The sequence below is a fragment of the Sulfitobacter sp. 1A15258 genome, from assembly GCF_043557045.1.
Taxonomy (GTDB): Bacteria; Pseudomonadota; Alphaproteobacteria; order Rhodobacterales; family Rhodobacteraceae; genus Sulfitobacter; species Sulfitobacter faviae.
In genome coordinates this window covers 261079-279402 of the sequence record NZ_JBIFFK010000001.1, presented here as the reverse complement: position 1 = coordinate 279402, position 18324 = coordinate 261079, and the positions used below count along the sequence as shown (strand labels likewise).

Annotated in this window: 19 protein-coding genes; 13 read left to right on the top strand and 6 right to left on the bottom strand. The window is 61.7% G+C overall.

From position 1 onward, the window contains the following. Window positions 1-3: 3 nt before the first annotated feature. Window positions 4-1008, bottom strand: coding sequence for a GlxA family transcriptional regulator (locus ACGYK9_RS01365; protein ID WP_394407753.1), 1005 nt, complete (start codon window positions 1006-1008; stop codon window positions 4-6). A 191-nt stretch (window positions 1009-1199) separates the two neighbouring features. Between ACGYK9_RS01365 and ACGYK9_RS01360 the strand changes: the two genes are divergently transcribed. Continuing rightward, window positions 1200-2570 carry a class II 3-deoxy-7-phosphoheptulonate synthase gene (locus ACGYK9_RS01360; protein WP_271687274.1) on the top strand — a complete coding sequence of 457 codons (1371 nt, stop codon included), beginning with the start codon at window positions 1200-1202 and terminating at the stop codon, window positions 2568-2570. 88 nt (window positions 2571-2658) lie between these two features. On the opposite strand, the gene ACGYK9_RS01355 is transcribed toward ACGYK9_RS01360, so the two are convergent. After that, window positions 2659-3318 carry a PAS domain-containing protein gene (locus ACGYK9_RS01355; RefSeq protein ID WP_394422363.1) on the bottom strand — a complete coding sequence of 220 codons (660 nt, stop codon included), beginning with the start codon at window positions 3316-3318 and terminating at the stop codon, window positions 2659-2661. Between the two features lie 281 nt (window positions 3319-3599). On the opposite strand from ACGYK9_RS01355, the gene ACGYK9_RS01350 reads away from it, so the two are divergent. The 12 genes from ACGYK9_RS01350 (at window position 3600) to ACGYK9_RS01295 (ending at window position 14406) form a co-directional block, all read left to right on the top strand. Beyond that, window positions 3600-4490, top strand: coding sequence for a YicC/YloC family endoribonuclease (locus tag ACGYK9_RS01350; RefSeq protein WP_394422361.1), 891 nt, complete (start codon window positions 3600-3602; stop codon window positions 4488-4490). A gap of 3 nt (window positions 4491-4493) precedes the next feature. After that, window positions 4494-5141 (top strand): guanylate kinase, encoded by a 648-nt coding sequence (gene gmk / locus ACGYK9_RS01345; RefSeq protein WP_394401072.1) that lies wholly within the window; start codon window positions 4494-4496, stop codon window positions 5139-5141. Further along, window positions 5138-5659 (top strand): gamma carbonic anhydrase family protein, encoded by a 522-nt coding sequence (locus tag ACGYK9_RS01340; RefSeq protein WP_271691305.1) that lies wholly within the window; start codon window positions 5138-5140, stop codon window positions 5657-5659. The genes gmk and ACGYK9_RS01340 overlap by 4 nt, the downstream gene beginning before the upstream one ends. Before the next feature lies 1 nt (window position 5660). Beyond that, complete coding sequence (locus ACGYK9_RS01335; RefSeq protein WP_394408949.1) at window positions 5661-6713, top strand: ATP-binding protein; 1053 nt, start codon at window positions 5661-5663, stop codon at window positions 6711-6713. A 138-nt stretch (window positions 6714-6851) separates the two neighbouring features. Next, window positions 6852-7892 carry a substrate-binding domain-containing protein gene (locus ACGYK9_RS01330; protein ID WP_394407746.1) on the top strand — a complete coding sequence of 347 codons (1041 nt, stop codon included), beginning with the start codon at window positions 6852-6854 and terminating at the stop codon, window positions 7890-7892. A 97-nt stretch (window positions 7893-7989) separates the two neighbouring features. Further along, window positions 7990-9459, top strand: coding sequence for a phosphate ABC transporter permease subunit PstC (gene pstC / locus ACGYK9_RS01325; protein ID WP_394408946.1), 1470 nt, complete (start codon window positions 7990-7992; stop codon window positions 9457-9459). After that, window positions 9456-10811 carry a phosphate ABC transporter permease PstA gene (gene pstA, locus ACGYK9_RS01320; RefSeq protein ID WP_271687279.1) on the top strand — a complete coding sequence of 452 codons (1356 nt, stop codon included), beginning with the start codon at window positions 9456-9458 and terminating at the stop codon, window positions 10809-10811. Before pstC ends, pstA begins: the two co-directional genes overlap by 4 nt. Before the next feature lie 15 nt (window positions 10812-10826). Then, window positions 10827-11624, top strand: a complete 798-nt coding sequence (gene pstB, locus ACGYK9_RS01315) for a phosphate ABC transporter ATP-binding protein PstB (protein WP_067266771.1) — start codon at window positions 10827-10829, stop codon at window positions 11622-11624. Between the two features lie 4 nt (window positions 11625-11628). Then, window positions 11629-12336, top strand: coding sequence for a phosphate signaling complex protein PhoU (gene phoU, locus ACGYK9_RS01310; RefSeq protein WP_209217798.1), 708 nt, complete (start codon window positions 11629-11631; stop codon window positions 12334-12336). 4 nt (window positions 12337-12340) lie between these two features. Beyond that, window positions 12341-13030 carry a phosphate regulon transcriptional regulator PhoB gene (gene phoB, locus ACGYK9_RS01305; protein ID WP_067266767.1) on the top strand — a complete coding sequence of 230 codons (690 nt, stop codon included), beginning with the start codon at window positions 12341-12343 and terminating at the stop codon, window positions 13028-13030. A gap of 183 nt (window positions 13031-13213) precedes the next feature. Beyond that, complete coding sequence (gene aroQ, locus ACGYK9_RS01300; protein ID WP_394407744.1) at window positions 13214-13651, top strand: type II 3-dehydroquinate dehydratase; 438 nt, start codon at window positions 13214-13216, stop codon at window positions 13649-13651. Next, complete coding sequence (locus ACGYK9_RS01295; RefSeq protein WP_394407742.1) at window positions 13651-14406, top strand: LuxR family transcriptional regulator; 756 nt, start codon at window positions 13651-13653, stop codon at window positions 14404-14406. Before aroQ ends, ACGYK9_RS01295 begins: the two co-directional genes overlap by 1 nt. 308 nt (window positions 14407-14714) lie before the next feature. Here the strand turns inward: ACGYK9_RS01295 and tsf are convergent, their stop codons facing one another. The 4 genes from tsf to ACGYK9_RS01275 form a co-directional block, all read right to left on the bottom strand. Next, a complete protein-coding gene (gene tsf / locus ACGYK9_RS01290; RefSeq protein WP_067262078.1) occupies window positions 14715-15590 on the bottom strand; it encodes a translation elongation factor Ts in 876 nt (291 codons plus the stop codon). Between the two features lie 98 nt (window positions 15591-15688). Further along, window positions 15689-16564, bottom strand: a complete 876-nt coding sequence (rpsB, locus tag ACGYK9_RS01285) for a 30S ribosomal protein S2 (protein ID WP_067262080.1) — start codon at window positions 16562-16564, stop codon at window positions 15689-15691. 155 nt (window positions 16565-16719) lie between these two features. Further along, a complete protein-coding gene (locus ACGYK9_RS01280; protein WP_394407740.1) occupies window positions 16720-17568 on the bottom strand; it encodes a lysophospholipid acyltransferase family protein in 849 nt (282 codons plus the stop codon). Then, entirely contained in the window at window positions 17565-18323 is a 759-nt protein-coding gene (locus ACGYK9_RS01275) for a GNAT family N-acetyltransferase (RefSeq protein ID WP_394407738.1), read from the bottom strand. Before ACGYK9_RS01275 ends, ACGYK9_RS01280 begins: the two co-directional genes overlap by 4 nt. Between the last annotated feature and the right edge of the window lies 1 nt (window position 18324).

The following is an 18324-nucleotide window of genomic DNA, read 5'->3' as shown; positions in this document are numbered from 1 at the left end:
CCCTCAGGCGGGCTGCCGGGTGGATTGGCTTCCGCGCTCACGATAAGGCGTGGTCTGGTAATGCGCCCGGTAGCATTTCGAGAAATGTGAGGGCGAGGCAAAGCCGCAGGCCAGCGCCACGTTGATTACGCTCATATCCGTCTGCATCAGCAGGTTGCGCGCCTTTTGCAGCCGCAATTCCATATAATACCGTTTGGGGCTGCGGTTCAGGTAGCGGCGAAACAGACGCTCTAGCTGGCGGGTCGACATGCCCACGTCACGGGCGAGGATGGAGGGGCTGATCGGCTCTTCGATGTTGCGCTCCATCTGCTGAATCACTTGGGAAAGCTTGGGATGCCGCACGCCGATTCGCGTGGGCACCGACAGGCGCTGCGTGTCTTGGTCGGTGCGGATCGAGGAATAAATGAGCTGATCCGCCACGGCGTTGGCTGTCTCCTCACCGTGATCATCGGCGATGAGTTTTAGCATCATGTCCAAAGAAGACGTGCCACCCGCCGTGGTCAGCCGGTTGCCGTCGACCACGAAGACAGATTTCGTCAGAATGACCTCTTCGAATTCCTCGCCGAAACTGTCCTGATTCTCCCAATGGATAGTGGCGCGTTTGCCGTCGAGCAGCCCCGCTTTGGCCAGCGTATGCGCCGCGGTACAAAGCCCGCCAACAACCAGCCCCTTGCGCGCCTCGCGGCGCAGCCATGCCAGCAGCTTCTTGGTGGTCGCGGCCTGCACGCCGATGCCGCCGCAGATCATGATGGTATCGTCGCGGCCCAACTCCTCAAGCCCGCCGTCCAGTGCGAACACCGCGCCGGATGAGCTTACACAGGTTTCACCGCTTTCGCCCACGACCTGCCATTCATAGGCCTCGCGATCGAGCATGCGGTTGGTGATCCGCAGACATTCCACCGTCGAGGCAAAACTCAGCAGGGTGAAATTCTCCAACAACACAAAGACGAAGCGCCGCGGCTTGTCGGTCTGGGGGGGCATGCGGGTGGCCGGGCGCGGTTGGGACATCACGGCGTCTTTCTATTCAGGTCGTCTCTGTCGACATGTGCCATGGCCGCCAGAACTTGCCGGAAACATTGCCCACGGGCCTCACGCCACGTCAATAGGGCGCATTTCGGTTCTGGTCACTTTCCCCGCGCCTTTGTATAGAGAAAGATCACGAAGTGCCGACACTCGGCGCTGTGGAGCGGAGTAGAAAGATGACAGACTGGAGCACCTCGAGCTGGCGCAGCAAACCGCGCGTCCAGATGCCCGATTACCCTGACCAAGCCGCATTGGAAGCGGTTGAGGCACAGCTGGCACGCTATCCGGTCCTCGTTTTTGCGGGCGAAGCACGCCGGTTGAAAAAACATCTGGCCGCCGCGGGCCGTGGCGAAGCCTTCCTTTTGCAGGGCGGCGACTGTGCGGAGAGCTTTGAGCAGTTCAGCTCGGACGCCATTCGCGACACCTTCAAGGTGATGTTGCAGATGGCCATCGTGCTGACCCATGGGGCCAAGGTGCCGGTGATCAAACTGGGCCGCATGGCCGGTCAATTCGCCAAGCCGCGCTCGGCCCCGACCGAAGTGGTGGATGGCGTGGAACTGCCCAGCTACCGCGGCGATATCATCAACGATCTGGCCTTCAACGAAGCGGCGCGTATCCCCGACCCGCAAAAGATGCTGCGCGCCTATACGCAGGCCGCCGCCACGTTGAACCTTCTGCGCGCCTTCTCGACCGGGGGCTATGCCGATGTGCATCAGGTCCACGGCTGGACGCTGGGCTTCACCGACGACGAAAAGGCCGAGAAATACCGTGAGATCGCCAACCGCATCTCTGACACACTTGATTTCATGGCCGCCGCAGGGGTGACCGCCGAAACCGCGCATACGCTGCAATCGGTGGAATTCTACACCAGCCACGAGGCGCTGCTGCTGGAGTATGAAGAGGCGCTTTGCCGCCGTGATAGCCAAACCGGCAAGTGGCTTGCGGGCTCCGGTCACATGATCTGGATCGGTGACCGCACGCGGCAGCCCGACGGGGCCCATGTGGAGTTTGCCAGCGGCGTGCAAAACCCGATTGGCCTGAAGTGTGGTCCCTCGATGACCAGCGATGACCTCAAACAGTTGATGGCTAAGCTGAACCCCGAGAATGAAGAGGGCCGTCTCACCTTGATCTCGCGCTTTGGGGCGGGGCAGGTGGGCGATCACCTGCCGCGTTTGATCAAGACCGTTCAGGAAGAGGGCGCCAATGTTGTCTGGACCTGTGACGCGATGCACGGCAACACGATCAAATCCTCCACGGGCTACAAGACCCGGCCCTTCGATTCCGTGCTGCGCGAAGTGCATGAATTCTTTGCCGTGCATAACGCCGAAGGTTCCGTCCCCGGCGGTGTGCATTTCGAGATGACCGGCCAAGACGTGACCGAATGCACCGGCGGTGTGCGGGCGGTCAGCGACGAAGACCTGTCCGATCGCTACCACACGGCCTGCGACCCGCGGCTCAACGCCAGCCAGTCGCTGGAACTGGCCTTCCTCGTGGCCGAAGAACTGTCGAACCGCCGCGTGGCACAGACGGCGCGGGCGGCAGGGTAACAGCCCCGGCCTGCACTTGTTTGTGACGAAAGAAACGCCGTCCCGTTTTCCGGGGCGGCGTTTTCGCGTTCCCAGGGCGGCGGACGGGCTATTCCTGCTCTGACTTCACCAGACGCAGATAGGGCGGGATGTCACCCGATGGGGCGGCCGTGAAGCTTGCTTTCCGCTCTGCGAATCCGGTTTCGCGTGGCAAAAGCGGCTGCTGCAGGGGATCGGCATGGCGCACAGGTTTGGCCACCCCGCCAAAGGCGCTATGCCGCGTGGCCTGCGCCAGATCGAAGCGCCGCGGGGTTTGTCCGATCTCCCCCAGCACGACGAGACAGCCCAGCACCCGACTGACATCGCCCAGATCGCTTTTCAGCGGCAAGAGCAGCATCCGCCCCGTCAAGGCAGGCCGCCCATAGCTCGCCGCCGCGCCCAAGTGCAGTGTGATTTGGCCGGGCATCTGAAACACTTCTTCCAGCGCTTCGCCGACGCGGGGGCGTGACTGCGTGCCGAAAAAGGCGGTGATCGGCATGCCGCGCACCTCCATCCCCATGAGATCGCGCAGATGGCCGCCCGCAATCCGCAACCGTCCGACACCCACGGCGACCCGTTCGAGGATAAAGGCATACTCCAATGCCTGCTCGATCCCGCGCGGGTCGATATCCGACCGCCGCGGCATCAACCTGTTGCCGCGCAGGGCCTCCCAATAGGCTTCGACCTGCGCCAGCGGGCCATAGCCAACATGCGTCCGATGATCTGACATGGCGACAACATTCTGCGCGGTGTGGCCTGTATTGCCCATTGAAACTCACCCATAAGGACTTGGCCAATACAGCAGCCGTTTTTGAAACGACAGCGGCACAATGCGGCCGAAATGATTACCAAATCATTAATACCGCAGGCGGTTAAGGAATTCGTCATGCTTTCGCTGAAGTGGTTAACGCGTGAGCCAAGGGATCCGTCGGGCCGAGGGGGCGGGGGCTTGCCCCTCGCGGGGGTTTCGCCGTAAGGCAGGACATGACCGCCCTTGCAAGGAACGCGCCGATGATCAGGTCCATGACAGGTTTCGCCTCTGCCTCCGGCGCTTTGGAGGGTTGGAGCTGGTCTTGGGAGCTGCGCGCGGTCAATGGCAAAGGGCTCGACCTGCGGCTGCGCGTGCCCGATTGGGTCGAGGGGCTTGAGGCCGCTCTACGCAAGCAGATTTCGGCGGAGGTGGCGCGGGGCAATATCACCTGCAACCTGCGCATCTCCTCGACTGAGAGTGACGGCAGCTTGCAGATTAACGAGGCGCATGTCGACACGCTGCTGACCGCCCTGCATGAGATCGAGGCCCGTGCGATGGATGCCGGCGTATCGCTGGCGCCCTCGCGGGCGAGCGACATTCTTTCCATGCGCGGCGTGCTGGAACAGGCCGATCAGGCACAGGACATCGACGCGCTGCGCGCCGCTTTGCTGGCGGAAGTGCCGACCCTGCTGCGTGATTTTAACGAGATGCGCGCGCAGGAAGGCGCGGCGCTGGCCGGTGTAATGCAAGAGCAGTTGACCGAGGTCGAAAACCGCGCCGCCGAAGCCGCCGCTTTGGCCGAGGCCCGTAAGGCAGAAACCGCTGCCCAGTTGCGCCGCAACCTTGCCCGCGTGCTCGACAACAGCGAGGGCGCGGATGCGGACCGGGTGGCGCAGGAGCTGGCCTTGATCGCGGTCAAGGCCGATGTCACCGAAGAGATCGACCGCCTTGCCGCCCATGTCGCCGCCGCGCGTGCGCTGATCGGGCAGGGCGGGCCGGTGGGGCGCAAGCTGGATTTCCTGATGCAGGAGTTCAACCGCGAAGCCAACACGCTCTGCTCCAAGGCGCAGAGCACCGAATTGACGACTGTCGGTCTGGCCCTGAAGGCGGTGATCGACCAAATGCGCGAACAAGTGCAAAATGTGGAGTAAGACGTGACAAACCCAAGCCGACGCGGCCTTCTGATCATCCTCAGTTCCCCCTCCGGGGCGGGCAAATCGACCATGGCCCGCGCCCTGCGCGCATGGGATCCGACGATCAACTTCTCGGTCTCTGCCACCACCCGCGCCCCCCGACCGGGCGAGGAAGACGGCAAGGATTACCGCTTTGTCGGCGAAGAGGAGTTCCGTCAGGCCGTGGCCGAGGGCGAGATGCTGGAACACGCCCATGTCTTTGGCAACTTCTACGGCTCCCCCAAGGCCCCCGTGCAGGCGGCGATTGATGAGGGGCAGGACATCCTTTTCGACATCGACTGGCAGGGCGCACAGCAGATCCGCAACTCCGACCTGAACACACACACGCTGTCGATCTTCCTGCTGCCGCCCTCGATCACCGAGTTGAAGCGCCGTTTGGAAAGCCGGGGGCAGGACGATGCCGAAACCATCGCCAAGCGCATGGGCAAAAGCTGGGATGAGATCAGCCATTGGGACGGCTACGACTTCGTGCTGGTGAACGACGATCTCGACCAGACCGAGGCGCGGCTGAAGTCCATCATCACCGCCGCACGGCTGCGGCTGAGCCAACAACCCGCCATCAAGGATCACGTTCGCCGTCTGCAATCCGAATTCGAGGAATTGAAATGACCCTCTACGCCCTCGCCGATGCCCGCCCCGAAGTCTCCCCCGATGCATGGGTCGCCCCTGACGCCAATGTCATCGGCAAGGTGACGCTCGGCCCCGAAGCCTCTGTTTGGTTCGGCAGCACCCTGCGCGGCGACAATGAGATGATCACCGTGGGCCGCGGCAGCAATGTGCAGGAGAACTGCGTCTTTCACACCGATATGGGCTATCCGCTGACCGTGGGCGAAGATTGCACCATCGGCCATAAGGTCATGCTGCATGGCTGCACCATCGGCGACAACTCTCTGATCGGCATGGGGGCCACGGTGCTGAATGGTGCCAAGATCGGCAAGAACTGCCTGATCGGGGCAGGGGCGCTGATCACCGAAAACAAGGTGATCCCCGATGGGTCGCTCGTCATGGGCGTGCCGGGCAAAGTTGTGCGTGAGCTTGACGCGCAAGCGATCCAACAGTTGACCGCGAGCGCCAAACACTATGCCGAGAACGCCGCGCGCTTCCGCCGCGATCTTGAACCGCTCTGACATGGGCAGCACCGCCGTTACATTGGCCGATGTGGTGGCGGCGCTGCCGCTGCCGAGCGTGGCCATCAACGCCGAGGAGCGGATTACCGTTCTAAACGCGCCCGCCGAGGATCTGCTGGGCAAGGGGCTGCTGGGCCGCCATTTCGTCACCGCGCTGCGCCAGCCGGGGCTGGTCGAAGCGGTCGAACGCTGTCTTGCGGGCGCGGGCCCCTGCCAAGCGCGCTTTACCAGCACCGGCGGCGAACATGGCACCACCTATGACGTAAGCCTGCGCCCGGTGGGCGACCACGGGATTGTCCTGCTCAGTTTTAACGACGTGACGGAAATGGCGCAGGCAGGCCAGATGCGCCGCGATTTCGTGGCCAACGTGAGCCATGAGCTGCGCACCCCGCTGACCGCGCTGATCGGCTTCATTGAGACGCTGCAAGGCCCCGCGCGCGATGATACGGCGGCGCGCGAGCGGTTTCTGGGAATCATGGCGCAAGAGGCAGAGCGGATGAACCGGCTGGTGGGAGAGCTTTTGTCCCTCAGCCGGGTCGAGGCCGAAGAGCGCGTGCGCCCCGAGGCGCCGATCGATGTGCGCGACGTGCTGCGCGGCACCCTGCGCAACCTCGGGCCGCTGGCGGTCGACAGCAATGTGACACTGGCACCGACCTTGGGGGATGCGCCCGCCCTCGTGCTGGGCGATGCGGATCAGTTGGTGCAGGTCTTCACGAACCTCATCGAGAACGCGATCAAATACGGCGGGCGCGACAACCGGGTCGAGATTTCTCTTAAACGCACGGGCCATGATCCCGCGATGCGCGGCCCGGCGGTCCATGTCAGCGTACGGGACCACGGCCCCGGCATCGACGCCATCCATCTGCCGCGGCTGACCGAACGGTTCTACCGGGTCGACAGCCACCGCAGCCGTGCGCTTGGCGGAACGGGACTGGGTTTGGCTATCGTCAAACACATCATGAACCGTCACCGCGGGCGGCTCAAGATCACCAGCACCCCCGGCGAAGGTGCTGAATTCCGCGTGATTCTGCCGATGAAACCGGGTTCTGACTGATTTTTGCAGAAATTTGGTGATTCAGGCCGACTGTCATGAAACTGTAACGTTGCTGTCACAAAAGCACAGCACCGCCTTCATAGACGGGGCGCAGATCACCATGGGGTGGTCACCAATTCGCATCTGACAGGAGATATCATGTCACTCGCAAAACTCACCACTTCCGCCCTGGCGATTGCCGCCGTATCCGCAACCGCTGCTGCCGCGCGTGACCAAGTACAGGTTGCCGGTTCCTCGACCGTGCTGCCCTATGCCTCCATCGTCGCCGAAGCCTTTGGCGAAAACTTTGACTTCCCGACACCGGTCGTGGAATCGGGCGGCTCCTCGGCTGGCCTCAAGCGCTTCTGCGAAGGCGTGGGCGAGAACACCATCGACGTGGCCAATGCCTCGCGCCAGATCAAAGACGCCGAAGTGGCGGCCTGTGCCGAGAACGGCGTGACCGACATCATCGAAGTGCGCATCGGCTATGACGGCATCGTCTTCGCCTCCGACATCAATGGCGAGACCTTCGAGTTCACGCCGGTCGATTGGTACAAAGCCCTCTCCGCCAAAGTTGTCGTCGACGGCGAAGTGACCGAGAACCCCTATACCACATGGGATCAGGTCAACCCCGACTTCCCCGCGCAGCCGATCCAAGCCTTCATCCCCGGCACCAAACACGGCACGCGCGAAGTGTTTGAAGACAAGGTGATCCTCGCAGGCTGCGAAGAGTCCGGTGATTACGAAGCCTTCCTCGAAGCCGCGGATGGCGACAAGAAAGCCGCCGAGAAAGAGTGCATCAGCCTGCGCACCGACGGCAAGTCCGTGGACATCGACGGCGACTACACCGAGACGCTGGCGCGCATCGAGAGCAACCAAGACGGCATCGGCGTCTTCGGTCTGGCCTTCTACGAGAACAACACCGACAAGCTGCAAGTTGCCACCATGGGCGGCGTCGAGCCGACCACCGAGAGCATCGCCTCGGGTGACTACCCTGTGTCGCGCCCGCTGTTCTTCTACGTCAAGAAAGCCCACATCGGCGTGATCCCCGGCCTGAAAGAATACGCTGAATTCTTCGTCGCCGACGAAGTTGCCGGCCCCGACGGCCCGCTGGCCGAATACGGTCTGGTCTCCGACCCTGAACTGGCCGACACCCAGTCCGTGGTTGCCGATGAGACCGTGATGGGCAGCGGCTCCTAAGCCTTTAACCTTATCGCCGGGGGCGGGTGACTGCCCCCGGTTTTTCGCTTTTTGATCCACCGGGGGACATGTGGGACAAATACTGACAACAGGCGCGGTGCTGCCGCTGGTCATCCTGATCGCGGCCCTGGCACTGGGCGGGTATTTCCTTGCGCGGCGTCGGGCTTTGGCCTCTGCCCAAGGCGACAGCCGCAAGCTGCATTCGCTGCCAAGCTACTACGGCTACAATGCGGTGATGAGCGTGGCGGTGCCCGCGCTTTTGGTTTTGGGCATCTGGCTGCTGGTCCAGCCGATGCTGGTGCAATCTTCGGTGGTCGATATGATCCCCGCCGAGGCTGTGCCCGAAGGTTCCTCCGTCAATCTGATCATGAGCGATGTGCGTCGTCTGGCCGATGGGCTGGACGCGGCCGTCTCTTCCGGCGCGCTCAGCGCGGCAGATGCGACCGATCTTTCCGCCGCCGATGACCTGCGCGCATGGCTGGGCGAACAGGGCGTTGCCTTGGGCGCCGAGATCAGCCCCGAGGTGCTGCAAGCTGCGCAGGCTTACCGCGAGATGACGGCGACGGGCAATTTCTGGCGCAACATTGTTGTCGCGCTGATCGCCTTGGCCGGGCTGGCCATGGTCTATCGCGAAACCGATGCCACCTTCCGCGCCCGCAACCGGGTCGAGGGGGGCGTGAAAGCGCTGCTGATCCTCGCGGCGTCGCTCGCGATCCTGACCACGGTGGGCATCGTGTTGTCGATGCTCTTCGAGACGATCAATTTCTTCAACCTGCATCCCTGGACTGACTTCTTCTTCGGCTCTTCCTGGGCACCGAACTTCCGCGGCGACAGTGACCTGTCGATCCTGCCGCTGCTTTGGGGGACGCTATATATCTCGCTCATCGCGCTGCTGGTGGCCGTGCCCATCGGGCTTTTCGCCGCGATTTACCTGAGCGAATATGCAGGCCCCAAGGTACGCGCCACGGCCAAGCCGCTGCTCGAAATCCTCGCAGGCATCCCGACAATCGTTTACGGCCTTTTCGCGCTGCTGACGGTGGGGCCGTTCCTCGTCCAAGTCTTTGGGCGCGGGGAAGAGGGGCTTCTGGGCGTCGATTGGATGTCGGGGGCGACCTCGGTCCTGACCGCCGGGCTGGTCATGGGCATCATGTTGATCCCCTTTGTCTCCTCCCTGTCGGACGACATCATCAACGCGGTGCCCCAATCCCTGCGCGACGGCTCCTTCGGGCTGGGCGCGACCCAGTCCGAGACGATCCGCCAAGTGGTGCTGCCTGCGGCGCTGCCGGGCATCGTGGGCGCCGTGCTGCTGGCCGCGAGCCGCGCTATCGGTGAGACCATGATCGTGGTGCTGGGGGCAGGGGCCATCGCCCGCATCTCGGCCAATCCACTGGAGGCCATGACCACCATCACCACCCGCATCGTCAGCCAGTTGACTGGGGACAGCGATTTCGCCAGCCCCGAGACGCTGGTGGCCTTCGCCCTTGGCCTGACCCTCTTCGTCCTGACCTTGGGCCTGAACGTGCTGGCCCTCTACATCGTGCGCAAATACCGGGAGCAGTACGAATGAGCGATATCCCCAACCCCGCAGCCCCCATCGCAGACCCGCGCGGAGCTTCGCTGCTGGTCCAAGACGGGCGCACCAAACGCCGCAACGCTTCCGAGGGCCGGTTCAAGCTCTATGGCATCATTGCCATCGTCATCGGCCTCTTGATGCTGCTGACGCTGCTCTTCACCATCATCTCCCGCGGGACCGGCGCGTTTCAGCAGACCTATGTGACGCTTTCCGTGCCGCTGCTGGAAGACAAGCTCGACAAGAACGGCAACCGCGATTTGGAAGACATCAAGAAGGTCTCGACCTTCGGATATTCGCCGCTGCTAAAAGCTGCCTTTGAAAACAAGGTCGAAGCGGGCGAGGTTGAGACCGATCTCAAGCCCAAGGCGATGGCCGATATCCTGTCGAAAGACGCCGCTGCCCAGTTGCGCAACTACGTCTTGGCCAACCCCGAGCTGATCGGCACGAATGCCGAGTTCGAGTTCCTGACTAACAGCCGTGTCGATGGCTACCTCAAGGGTCGCGTGACCCGCGAAAGCATCGCCAATGATAAGAACATCAGCGCCGAGCAGCTTGATCTGGTCGATGCGTTGATCGCCGACGGCAGCATTGAAAAGCGCTTCAACCTCGACTTCATCACAGGCGCCGACGCCTCTGACGCGCGGCCCGAAGCGGCAGGCATGGGGGTGTCGATGATCGGCTCTTTCGCGATGATGCTGGTGGTGCTGGTGCTGGCGCTGCCCATCGGGGTCGCCGCGTCGATCTACCTCGAAGAATTCGCGCCGAAGAACTGGATCACCGACATCATCGAAGTGAACATCTCAAACCTCGCCGCGGTGCCCTCGATCGTCTTTGGTATCCTTGGCCTCGCGGTGTTCATCAACTACATGCACCTGCCGAACTCGGCCCCGCTGGTGGGTGGTCTGGTGCTGACACTGATGACCCTGCCGACGATCATCATCTCGACCCGCGCCTCGCTGAAATCGGTGCCGCCCTCGATCCGTGACGCGGCGCTTGGGGTAGGGGCCTCGAAAATGCAATCGGTGTTCCACCATGTGCTGCCCCTCGCCGCACCAGGCATCCTGACGGGGACGATCATCGGTCTTGCCCAAGCCCTTGGCGAAACCGCACCTTTGCTGCTGATCGGCATGGTGGGCTTCATCGCCTCCAATCCGCCCGACAGCATCGCCGAAGGGCTGATGGCCCCGAACTCCGCCATGCCGGCCCAGATCTATGAATGGGCCAAACGCGCCGACCCGGCCTTCTACGAACGTGCTTGGGGCGGTATCATCATCTTGCTGGTGTTCCTGATCACGATGAATGCCATTGCCGTGCTGCTGCGCCGCCGCTTTGAGCGTCGCTGGTAAACCAAGGACGGGACCATGAAAGACAACAGATATTCGGAGAGTGACGTGACAACCCAACCCGTCAAGATCGCGGCCCGCAACGTGCAGGTCTACTACGGTGACAGCCACGCCATTCGCGACGTGGACATCGACATCAACGACAAAACCGTGACCGCCTTTATCGGCCCTTCGGGCTGTGGCAAATCGACTTTTTTGCGGTGTATCAACAGGATGAACGACACAATTGATGTGGCCCGCGTGACCGGCGACATCCGCATCGATGGCGAAGACATCTATGACAAACGGGTCGACCCGGTGCAGCTGCGCGCCAAAGTGGGCATGGTGTTTCAAAAGCCAAACCCCTTCCCAAAGTCGATCTACGACAACGTGGCTTATGGCCCCCGCATCCACGGGCTGGCCCGCAATAAGGCCGATCTTGACGATATCGTCGAACAGGCGCTGCGCCGGGGCGCGATCTGGAACGAGGTGAAAGACCGTCTGCACGCACCGGGCACCGGCCTTTCGGGCGGCCAACAGCAGCGTCTGTGCATCGCCCGCGCCGTGGCGACCGAACCCGAAGTGCTTTTGATGGACGAGCCATGCTCGGCCCTCGACCCCATCGCCACCGCGCAAGTCGAGGAATTGATTGACGAATTGCGGCAGAACTACTCCGTCGTGATCGTCACACACTCCATGCAACAGGCCGCTCGGGTGAGCCAGAAAACCGCCTTTTTCCACCTCGGCAACCTTGTGGAATTTGGCGACACCGACGACATCTTCACGCGGCCCCAAGACCCGCGCACCGAAAGCTACATCACCGGCCGTATTGGATAATATCATGTCAGATCAACACATTGCATCAGCATTCGACCGCGATCTGGAAGCCGTCCAGGCGCAGATCCTCAAAATGGGCGGTCTGGTCGAAGACGCCATTCGCCGCGGCGCGCAATCGCTCGAAACCCGCGACGAAGAGCTCGCCAATGAGGTGCGGGCAGGGGACAAGGCCATCGACGGGCTGGAAGAGCAAATCAACGAAAGCGCCGCCCGCGTCATCGCGCTGCGCGCGCCCACAGCGATCGACCTGCGTCTGACGCTGAGCGTCATCAAGATTAGCGCCAACCTCGAACGTATTGGCGACTATGCAAAAAACATGGCCAAGCGCACCAGCGTCCTGAACCAGATGGAGCCTGTCAGCGACAGCACCGGCGCGATCCGCCGCATGGCTGGCGCGGTCGAGGCGATGCTGAAAGACGCGCTCGACGCCTATATTCAGCGCGACGCGGATCTTGCGCGGGATGTGATCACCCGCGACGAAGATGTCGACCAGATGTATAATGCGCTCTTCCGCGAATTCCTCACCTTCATGATGGAAGACCCACGCAGCATCACCGCCTGTATGCATCTGCATTTCATCGCCAAAAACGTCGAACGTATGGGTGACCATGTGACCGCCATCGCCGAACAGGTCGTCTATCTGGTGACCGGTGAGACGCCCGAGGACGACCGGCCCAAGGCCGACCGCACTTCGATCACCACGAAGGACTGAGACGATGGACGTCACACGACCGCAAGTTCTGCTGGTAGAAGATGAACCCGCGCAACGTGAGGTACTGGCCTATAACCTCGAAGCCGAAGGCTTTGAGGTGCGCCGGGCCGAAGACGGCGAAGAAGCCATGCTTCTGGTCTCAGAGGCCGCGCCGGATTTGGTGATCCTCGATTGGATGATGCCCTTGATGAGCGGCATCGAAGTTTGCCGCCAGCTCAAATCGCGCGAGGCGACGCGGCACATTCCAGTCATCATGCTCTCCGCGCGCTCTGAGGAAGTGGATACCGTGCGGGGGCTTGAGACCGGCGCGGATGACTATGTGATCAAGCCGTACAACCTGCGCGAACTCATGGCCCGTGTGCGCACGCAGTTGCGCCGCACACGTCCCGCAGCCGCAGGCGCGCTGCTGAGCTTTGACGACATTCAGCTCGACCCAGAGCGTCACCGCGTGAGCCGCGCGGGCAACGAGCTGAAACTGGGGCCGACGGAGTATCGGCTGCTGACGACGCTGCTGGAGAAACCCGGGCGCGTGTTCAGCCGCGATCAACTGCTCGACCACGTTTGGGGCCGCGACATCTATGTCGATACGCGCACGGTGGACGTTCATATCGCGCGTTTGCGCAAAGCATTGACGCGCGAAGGTGGCGGAGACCCGATCCGAACCGTGCGCGGCGCGGGTTATGCCTTGGGTTAAACTGTTTCATCTCCTCTCAGGAACCGATTTATTTACATAATACTGATTATCAGTTTCATATATCACCATGCCAGCCCTGTTGTTGCGATTTTCTCGCCACAGTAGCACCGCAATGCCACCTGACGCTGGACAGCGCCAGTTTTGCTCCGTTAACACTATCTAGATGATTTAATGCGAGTGATTATGGCGTCTGTACTTATCTTGAACGGCCCGAACCTGAACCTTTTGGGCACGCGGCAGCCTGAGGTCTATGGCAAGACCACCTTGGCGGATGTTGAGGCACTCTGTGCCGACGAAACCGGACGGCTGGGTCTGGAGATGGAGTTTGCGCAGTCGAACCACGAAGGCAGCCTGATCGATCTGATCCACGCGGCCCGCGGCCAACATGCTGGTATCATTCTGAATGCCGGCGCCTATACCCATACCTCCATCGCGCTGATGGACGCCATCGCCTCTGTCGAACTGCCGGTGGTCGAAGTGCATCTGAGCAATATTCACGCGCGCGAGAGTTTCCGCCACACGTCTTATATCGCGCCTGTGGCCCTTGGACAGATCTGCGGCTTTGGCGTTCATGGCTATGTTCTGGCAATCCAAGCCCTTCAACGTCATATCGTAAGCTGATGATTTTGCGCGACTATCTGCATCAGATCGCGCATAGCCCGACAATCGAAGCACTCTGGGATGCCCATACGCGACAGATGGCAGACTATGGGTTCGACCGGCTGATCTACGGCTTTACGCGCTACCGCACACCGACCTCTTTGGGCGACCCGGCGGATTTCGTGATTTTGAGCAATCAAAGCGCGGAATACCTCAACGGCTACCTGCACAGCGGGCTCTACTTCAATGCGCCGATGCTGCGTTGGGCACTCAACAACGAAGGCGCTTGTAGCTGGGGCACCTTGGCGGAGATCACGCAGCGCGATGGCCTGTCGGAGACCGAAAAACGGGTGATCGACTTCAACGCCAGCATGGATGTGACGGCGGGCTATACGATCAGCTTCCGCTCGATCTCGGCGCGGTCCAAGGGGGCAATTGCGCTAACGGCGCGCCGCGGGCTATCTCAGGATGAGGTGGATGCGATTTGGAAGAAGCATGGCGCGGACATTCAGCTGATGAATGAAATTGCGCATCTGAAAATCCTCTCCCTGCCCTACAGAAGCCCCAACCGCAGCCTCACGCGGCGTCAACTGGAGGTGCTGCAATGGGTCGGAGATGGCAAGACCACGCAGGATATCGCCCTGCTGATGGGTCTGACGGCCCCCACGGTCGAAAAACACCTGCGCCTCGCGCGGGAGGCTTTGTCGGTCGAGACGACGGCTCAGGCGGTGCTGAAAGCGGCCTTTGCCAACCAGATGTTCGTGATGGATCCGTAATATATTAGGGTATGGAATACCTTACTGGCACCTCAGGTAGTAGATGGCCATGGTCCGCCAGTATCGCGGGTGTTCGCACCTGCGGTACGACGGGCCTCAAATCCTTGTAATACCAAGGCGCTTTTTGGCTCGCCGGTCTCAGTCAGGTTTATTTTTCGCCTGGCTGACCGGATCCTTCCCCTGCCCCATGCAGAACCTGCCCTGATACTTCGAGCCGTCGTTTTTATCGGCGTCGCTATCGGTGTCCGCCTACGAAAAAAGGCGGCGCATCGGAATGCACCGCCCCATATTCCTCATAACGAAAAGGCTTAGCCTTTCGCGGCTTTCGCCACTTCTGCTGCGAAGTCTTCTTTGACGACTTCGATGCCTTCGCCAACTTCCAGACGCACGAAACCGGTGATGGTCGCACCCGCTTCTTCAGCGGCCTTGCCAACAGTCAGGTCAGGGTTCACGACGAAGGACTGGTTCACCAGTGTCACTTCGGACATGTACTTCTGCATGCGGCCAGTGATCATTTTCTCGATCACGGCTTCGGGCTTGCCGCTTTCGCGGGCGATGTCCATCTGAACCTGCTTTTCCTTCTCGACGACGGCCGGGTCCAGATCAGCTTCGGACAGCGACGCAGGATTCACAGCAGCGATGTGCATCGCGATCTGTTTGCCCAGCTCTTCGTTGCCACCGGTCATGGCGACCAGAACGCCGATCTTGCCCATGCCGGGCGCGGCTGCGTTGTGCACGTAGGAGACCACGGTCTCGCCTTCGATGCTCTGCATGCGGCGCAGGGACATGTTCTCGCCGATTTTGGCGATGGCGTCTGTCAGAGTGGTTTCAACGGATTTGCCGTCGATCTCAGCTGCTTTCAGCGCTTCGACATCGTCCACTTTCAGGGCGGCATCGGCGATGTTGCTGACCATGGATTGGAATTCAGCGTTCTTGCCGACGAAGTCGGTTTCGGAGTTCACCTCAACCGCGACACCGTGACCGCCTTCGACCTTAACAGCCACGAGACCTTCGGCAGCTGTACGGCCGGATTTCTTCGCCGCTTTGGCCAGACCCTTGGTGCGCAGCCAGTCGACAGCGGCTTCCATGTCGCCGTCGTTTTCTGTCAGTGCCTTCTTGGCGTCCATCATGCCTGCGCCGGTGCTGTCGCGCAGTTCCTTGACCATGGATGCTGTGATTGCCATCTCTTGGTTCTCCTTTGGAAATCGGGTGCAGGCCCAAGGCCCGCTTCTGGTGGAAATCGGGGCAGGTTACCCTGCCCCGTGTTTCAGGTCCGTGACGCTTAGCCTTCGGCTTTGGCGACGGTCTCTTTCTTGGATTCGATGTCCAGCGGCGCATCTTTGCCCATGGCATCGTCGTGCAGAGTCTCTTCGGACGCGTTGCCGATTTCGACGCCGGTGCTCTCTTCGCTCACGGCTTCTTCTTCGGGGGCTTCTTCCATGGCGCCCAGATCAACGCCTGCCGCACCCAGCTGAGCCGACATGCCGTCGAGAGCAGCGCGCGATGCCAGATCACAGTAGAGCGCGATGGCGCGGGCCGCGTCGTCGTTGCCGGGGATGATGTAATCAACACCGTCGGGCGAGCAGTTGGTGTCAACCACGGCCACAACCGGGATGCCCAGCTTGTTGGCTTCTGCGATGGCCAGCGACTCTTTCTTCACGTCGATGACGAAAAGTAGGTCAGGACGGCCGCCCATTTCGCGGATACCACCCAGCGACGCTTCAAGCTTCGCTTGGTCGCGTTCCATGCCAAGACGCTCTTTCTTGGTCAGGCCTTCGAAACCGCGCTCGGACTGTTCGTCGATGTTTTTCAGACGGTTGATCGACTGCGAAACGGTCTGCCAGTTGGTCAGCGTACCGCCGAGCCAACGATGGTTCATGTAATACTGTGCGCATTTCTCTGCGGCGTCGGCGATTGGCTGAGCGGCCTGACGCTTGGTGCCGACGAAGAGAACACTGCCGCCCTTGGCGACGGTGTCACGGATCACTTTCAGCGCTTCGTCCAGCATGGGGACGGTCTGTGTGAGGTCCATGATGTGGATGCCGTTGCGTGCGCCGTAGATATACGGGCCCATGCGGGGGTTCCAGCGCTGTGTCTGGTGACCAAAGTGTACGCCTGCTTCGAGCAGTTGGCGCATGGAGAACTCAGGAAGAGCCATGTCTTTATACCTTTCCGGTTTAGCCTCATCGGGGGTATGACAGCCTCATGCTGCCAACCGGCGGACGATCTGGGATTTCTCCCCAAAAGGCCCAACCCCGACTGCGGGTTCAAGTGGGGCGCATATAGGCCAGTGCGTGGCGCAGCGCAAGGGGCTTATTGCAGGCGCGGCCCGCCATCAGCTCCTGTCTGAGCATGGCCCGCGCGCACAATCGCTTCGCAGCGTTGCGCCAGCGCCTTGCGCCCGGTGAACTCGGCCACGGGCAGCGGCGGGTGATAGACCACCTCAACCGCGCCCTGCCGGGCCGCGGCCAGCGTCGTTAGCAGATGCGCGCCAAAGGACATATCCCCCCACCAGCCATAAAACCGCGGATCTTCACCCTGCGGCGCGTGGTAGATGACGCTGACGGGCTGCACCGCGATCTCATCCCGCAAGGCAGGGTCAAAGAAGGCCTCGAACAGCGTGGTCTTGAAGGGAAGCACTTGAAGCCCGTCGGTGCTGGTGCCCTCGGGGAAAAACAGCAGCTTATGCCCGGCCAAGAGGCGCGTCCGGAACACCTCTGTCTGGGTGCGCGCCTCGGCCCGGTCGCGGCGGATAAAGACGGTACCCGTCGCCCGTGCCAGCCAGCCGATGCCGGGCCAGCCCGCCACCTCGGATTTAGAGACGAAGTAGATCCGTTTGGCCGCATTCAGCGCAAAAATATCGAGCCATGAGGTATGGTTGGCCACCACCGCGCAGCGCCGTTCCATCGGGGTGCCGCGGCGGATAAAGCGCATGCCCAGCACCCAGAACGCCGCGCGGCATACCATCTGCGTGATATGGGGGGTGATGGGCCGATGCAGGCCAAAAATTGGCCGCTCGATCAAGCGCAGCAGCAGCAAGACCAGCAACCCGCCGAAAACCAAAATCGCCAAGGCCGCGCCGCGGAGCATGACGCGCAGCATCCCTGCAAGCGTCAAACGCCGCTCTGGCGGCGGCTGGTCACTGTCCCAAGTCGTGCTCATGCAGCGCTCCCGTTATAGAACCGCATCTGCCGCGCGCTCATCTGTTTCGTATCAAGGATCAGGCAAACATCCGTGGTGTTGAAGGCGCGGTCGATATAGGCCCCCTCGCCCACGGTGCCGCCCAGCCGAAGGTAGGCTTTGATCAGGCTCGGCACCGCCAGCATGGCCATGCGCCGGTCCAACTCGGCCTCGGGGATCAGGTCCATGGGCGCATATTCGCGCGCGCGGACGCGCAGTTCGGGCGGTGCCAAATGCCGGTGATGCAAAAGCGAAAGCGGCTCGGCCAGAGCCGCGGTGTCGGTGCCGTGAAAGCTCGCCACGCCAAAGAGAACCTCGATCTCATATTCGGCAACATAGCCTGCAAGCGCGGCCCAAAGGTGGTGCATCGCCGTGCCACCGCGATAGGCGGGGTCAAGGCAAGAGCGCCCCAATTCCAACAGCTTACGACCCGACTGGACAAGCGGCGCCAGATTGTACTCCGCCGCCGAATAGAAGCCCCCTGCCCGTGCGGCCATATCGCTCCGCATCACTCGGTAGACGCCCGCCAATTTACCGCTCCGCCGGTCGGTCAAAAGCAGGTGGTCAAAGTAGGGATCGAACCGGTCCCGCTCCAATCCGGCGGCATGATCGACCATCGGCCCGCCGCCGCCCAACTCCCGCACGAAAACGTCATACCGCAGCTGCTGTGCTGCCTGCACATCGGCTTCCGTCTGCGCCAATCTGACCTGAAAATCTGCTGCTACGCCCCGCGGCATC

Excerpts from the sequence above, each read along its gene's own strand:
- ACGYK9_RS01280 (WP_394407740.1), bottom strand. The coding sequence starts at position 17,568 with ATGAGCACGACTTGGGACAGTGACCAGCCGCCGCCAGAGCGGCGTTTG.
- ACGYK9_RS01335 (WP_394408949.1), top strand. The coding sequence starts at position 5,661 with ATGGGCAGCACCGCCGTTACATTGGCCGATGTGGTGGCGGCGCTGCCG.
- rpsB (WP_067262080.1), bottom strand. The coding sequence starts at position 16,564 with ATGGCTCTTCCTGAGTTCTCCATGCGCCAACTGCTCGAAGCAGGCGTA.
- ACGYK9_RS01340 (WP_271691305.1), top strand. The coding sequence starts at position 5,138 with ATGACCCTCTACGCCCTCGCCGATGCCCGCCCCGAAGTCTCCCCCGAT.
- ACGYK9_RS01360 (WP_271687274.1), top strand. The coding sequence starts at position 1,200 with ATGACAGACTGGAGCACCTCGAGCTGGCGCAGCAAACCGCGCGTCCAG.
- ACGYK9_RS01295 (WP_394407742.1), top strand. The coding sequence starts at position 13,651 with ATGATTTTGCGCGACTATCTGCATCAGATCGCGCATAGCCCGACAATC.
- aroQ (WP_394407744.1), top strand. The coding sequence starts at position 13,214 with ATGGCGTCTGTACTTATCTTGAACGGCCCGAACCTGAACCTTTTGGGC.
- pstA (WP_271687279.1), top strand. The coding sequence starts at position 9,456 with ATGAGCGATATCCCCAACCCCGCAGCCCCCATCGCAGACCCGCGCGGA.
- ACGYK9_RS01330 (WP_394407746.1), top strand. The coding sequence starts at position 6,852 with ATGTCACTCGCAAAACTCACCACTTCCGCCCTGGCGATTGCCGCCGTA.
- pstB (WP_067266771.1), top strand. The coding sequence starts at position 10,827 with ATGAAAGACAACAGATATTCGGAGAGTGACGTGACAACCCAACCCGTC.
- ACGYK9_RS01365 (WP_394407753.1), bottom strand. The coding sequence starts at position 1,008 with ATGTCCCAACCGCGCCCGGCCACCCGCATGCCCCCCCAGACCGACAAG.
- ACGYK9_RS01350 (WP_394422361.1), top strand. The coding sequence starts at position 3,600 with ATGATCAGGTCCATGACAGGTTTCGCCTCTGCCTCCGGCGCTTTGGAG.
- phoU (WP_209217798.1), top strand. The coding sequence starts at position 11,629 with ATGTCAGATCAACACATTGCATCAGCATTCGACCGCGATCTGGAAGCC.
- tsf (WP_067262078.1), bottom strand. The coding sequence starts at position 15,590 with ATGGCAATCACAGCATCCATGGTCAAGGAACTGCGCGACAGCACCGGC.
- ACGYK9_RS01275 (WP_394407738.1), bottom strand. The coding sequence starts at position 18,323 with ATGCCGCGGGGCGTAGCAGCAGATTTTCAGGTCAGATTGGCGCAGACG.
- ACGYK9_RS01355 (WP_394422363.1), bottom strand. The coding sequence starts at position 3,318 with ATGTCAGATCATCGGACGCATGTTGGCTATGGCCCGCTGGCGCAGGTC.
- phoB (WP_067266767.1), top strand. The coding sequence starts at position 12,341 with ATGGACGTCACACGACCGCAAGTTCTGCTGGTAGAAGATGAACCCGCG.